This window comes from Melaminivora alkalimesophila, assembly GCF_000282995.1.
Classification (GTDB): Bacteria; Pseudomonadota; Gammaproteobacteria; order Burkholderiales; family Burkholderiaceae_C; genus Melaminivora; species Melaminivora alkalimesophila.
The window spans coordinates 1-3,747 of the sequence record NZ_ALEE01000779.1; the positions used below are offsets into that span (position 1 = coordinate 1).

Below are 3,747 nucleotides of genomic sequence, written 5' to 3' on the forward strand. Positions count from 1 at the left end.
CAGACACCAGCCACACCAGCACGGCCAGCGCACAGCCACGGAGCATGGTCGATGCCGAGCCGGCCATGCGCATGGCCTCAGGTCAGGCCCGTGTCGACCACGCGCCGCTCCAGCGCCAGGAACTCGCGCGACTGCATCTCCTGCAGGCGCGAGACCGTGCGCGGGAATTCGTGCACCAGCGGCCCCTCGGTGTAGAGCGCTTCGGGCGGCACCTCGGCCGACATGATCAGCTTGACCCGCCGGTCGTAGAGCACATCCACCAGCCAGGTGAAGCGCCGTGCGGGCGAGGCCATGTTCACCGGCATGTGCGGCACGTTCGACAGCAGCACGGTATGGAACTGCGAGGCGATCTCCAGGTAGTCGTTCTGTGAACGCGGCCCCATGCACAGCTCGCGGAAATCGAACCAGACCACGCCCCCCGCGCGCCGCAGCGCCCGGATCTCGCGCGCCTCGATGTGCAGCACCGGGTCCTCGTCGCGCGTGGAGGCGAGGAGCTCGAAGGTCTGCGCCATGGCGGCTTCCGCCTCCGGCCCGAGCGGGCAGTGGTAGAGCCGGGCGTTCTCCAGCGTGCGGCGCCGGTAGTCGGTGCCGTTATCCACGTTCACCACCTCCAGCCGCTGGTTCAGCAGCTCGATGGCCGGCAGGATCCGGTCCCGGTGCAGGCCGTCGGGGTAGAGCTCGTCCGGGCGGAAGTTGGAGGTGGTGACGAAACCTACGCCGTGGTCCCACAGCGCCACGAGCAGGCGGTGCAGGATCATCGCATCCGTGATGTCCGCGATGTGGAACTCGTCGAAGCAGATCAGCTTGTAGCGCCGCGCGATGCGCGCGCCCAGCACGTCGAGCGGGTTCTGGCGGCCTTGCAGCACTGCCAGCTCCCGGTGCACCTCGCGCATGAACTCGTGGAAGTGCAGGCGCACCTTGCGCCTGAGCGGCACGGCGTTGAAGAAGCAATCCATCAGGAAGCTCTTGCCACGCCCGACGCCGCCGTACATGTAGACCCCCCTGGGCACTTCCGGCCGGTGGATCAGCTTCTTGAGGGCGTTGGAGCGGCGCTGCTTGTAGGCGCTCCATTCCTGCGCGCAGCGTTCCAGGGCCTCGACCGCGCGCAATTGCGCCGGGTCGCTCCGGAAACCCTTGGCGGCCAGCTCCGCCTCGTAGGCCTGCCTGACGTTCACGTTGATCCTCGCATTCGGCACCAAGAGGCCGCCGGTGGGCCCTCGCAGGCCCCGGCAGCCGGCTGCCGCCACCGATCGCGGCGGCGCTTCAGAAGTTCAGGGTGCGCTTGTCCACCGCCAGCGCCGCCTCCTTGGTCGCCTCGGCCAGCGAGGGGTGGGCATGGCAGATGCGCGCGATGTCTTCGCTGCTGGCCTTGAACTCCATGGCGACCACCGCCTCGGCGATCAGTTCGCTGACCGAGGGCCCGACCATGTGCACGCCCAGGATCTCGTCGGTTTCGGCATCGGCCAGGAACTTGACCATGCCGGTGGTGTCGCCCAAGGCGCGCGCCCGGCCGTTGGCCATGAAGGGGAAGGTGCCGGCGCGGTATTTGACGCCCTGCTCCTTGAGTTGCTGCTCGGTGCGGCCCACCCAGGCGATCTCCGGGCTGGTGTAGATGACCCAGGGAATGGTGTCGAAATTGACATGCCCATGCTGGCCGGCGATGCGCTCGGCCACCGCGACGCCCTCTTCCTCGGCCTTGTGCGCCAGCATCGGGCCGCGCACCACGTCGCCCACCGCCCAGACGCCCGGCAGGCTGGTGCGGCACTGCGCGTCCACCACCACCGCGCCGCGCTCGTCCAGCTTCAGGCCCACGGCCTCGCCGTTCAGCCCGCGCGTGTTCGGCACGCGGCCGATGGAGACGATCAGCTTCTCGACCTCCAGGCTCGCCGCCTCGCCCTTGCCGTTGGTGTAGGCGACGCTCACGCCCTTCTTGCCCTTCTTGACCTCGCCAATCTTCACACCCAGCTCGATCTTCAGGCCCTGCTTGTCGAAGGCCTTCTTCGCTTCCTTGGCGATCTGCTCGTCGACGGCGCCCAGGAAGGTCGGCAGGCCCTCCAGCACCGTCACCTCGGCACCCAGGCGGCGCCAGACGCTGCCCATCTCCAGCCCGATCACGCCCGAGCCGATCACGCCCAGGGTCTTGGGCACGGCGCCCAGGGCCAGCGCCCCGTCGTTGGACAGGATGGCCTGCTCGTCGAAGTCCACGCCCGGCAGCGCGCGCGCGCTGGAGCCGGTCGCGACGATGATCTGCTTGCCGACCAGCGTTTCGCTCGCCGCGCCGTTCACCGTGATCTCGTAGCCGCCCTCCACCGCCCTGGAGAACGCGCCCGTGCCGTGAAAGAAGCTGACCTTGTTCTTCTTGAACAGGTACAGGATCCCTTCGTTGGTCTGGCGCACGATGGTGTCCTTGCGGCCGATCATCTTGGCCACGTCCACCTTCACGTCCTTGGCCGTGATGCCATGGTCGGCAAAGTGCTTGTTGGCGTGCTCGAAGTATTCAGACGACTGCAGCAGCGCCTTGGACGGGATGCAGCCCACGTTGGTGCAGGTGCCGCCGGGCGCGGGGCCGCCCTGGTCGTTCTTCCATTCGTCGATGCAGGCGACCTGCATGCCGAGTTGTGCCGCGCGGATGGCCGCGATGTAGCCGCCGGGGCCGGCGCCGATCACGATGACGTCGAATTGCTTGCTCATGGTGCTGGGAGAAAATGGTTCGGAAAGAAAAACCCACCGCAGGGCCGGGCCAAGGGTGGGTTCACGAAGCGGGGAAGAGGACCGTTCCTCGGGTGCTTACAGGTCGAACAGCAGGCGCGACGGGTCTTCCAGCGCATCCTTCATCGCCACCAGGCCGAGCACGGCCTCGCGGCCGTCGATGATGCGGTGGTCGTAGGACATCGCCAGGTAGTTCATCGGGCGCACCACGATCTGGCCGTTCTCCACCACGGCGCGGTCCTTGGTGGCGTGCACGCCCAGGATGGCCGATTGCGGCGGGTTGATGATCGGCGTGGACATCATCGAGCCGAAGGTGCCGCCGTTGGAAATCGAGAAGGTGCCGCCGGTCATCTCCTCGATGCCGAGCTTGCCTTCCTGCGCCTTCTTGCCGAACTCGGCGATCTTCTTCTCGATGTCGGCAAAGCTCATCTGATCGGCGTTGCGCAGGATCGGCACCACCAGGCCGCGCGGCGAGCCCACGGCGATGCCGATGTCGAAGTAGCCGTGGTAGATGATGTCGTTGCCGTCCACGCTGGCGTTGAGCACCGGGAACTTCTTGAGCGCGTGCACTGCCGCCTTCACGAAGAAGCTCATGAAGCCGAGCTTGACGCCATGTTCCTTGGTGAACTGGTCCTGGAACTTCTTGCGCAGTTCCATCACCGGCGCCATGTTGACCTCGTTGAAGGTGGTCAGGATGGCGTTGGTGGACTGCGACTGCAGCAGGCGCTCGGCGATGCGGGCGCGCAGGCGGGTCATGGGCACGCGCTGCTCGGGGCGATCGCCCAGGTCCTGGGCCGACGTCGGGGCGGCCACCTGGGGCAGCGCCTTGGTCGGCACGCCCGTCGGAATGGCCGCGGCCGTGGACTTCGCGCCGCCGGCGGAGGCCGCCAGCGCATCGCCCTTGGTCACGCGGCCGTCCTTGCCGCTGCCCGGCACGTCGGAGGGCGACAGGCCCTTTTCCGACAGGATCTTGGCGGCCGCCGGCATGGCGACGTCGCCCTTGCTGCCACCGGTGGCCGCTGCGGCGGGGGCCGGGGC

3 protein-coding genes are annotated in these 3,747 nt (G+C 67.9%); all 3 read right to left on the minus strand.

Going from position 1 to position 3,747, the window contains the following annotated elements:
• Positions 1 to 77: 77 nt before the first annotated feature.
• On the minus strand, positions 78 to 1,175 hold the full coding sequence (gene zapE, locus A612_RS14995) for a cell division protein ZapE (RefSeq protein ID WP_019375256.1): 1,098 nt from the start codon (positions 1,173 to 1,175) through the stop codon (positions 78 to 80).
• A gap of 88 nt (positions 1,176 to 1,263) precedes the next feature.
• Complete coding sequence (gene lpdA, locus A612_RS15000) at positions 1,264 to 2,691, minus strand: dihydrolipoyl dehydrogenase (protein WP_019375257.1); 1,428 nt, start codon at positions 2,689 to 2,691, stop codon at positions 1,264 to 1,266.
• A gap of 96 nt (positions 2,692 to 2,787) precedes the next feature.
• Positions 2,788 to 3,747 (minus strand): 2-oxoglutarate dehydrogenase complex dihydrolipoyllysine-residue succinyltransferase (odhB, locus tag A612_RS15005; RefSeq protein WP_019375258.1); only part of this gene is annotated, 960 nt, incomplete at its 5' end.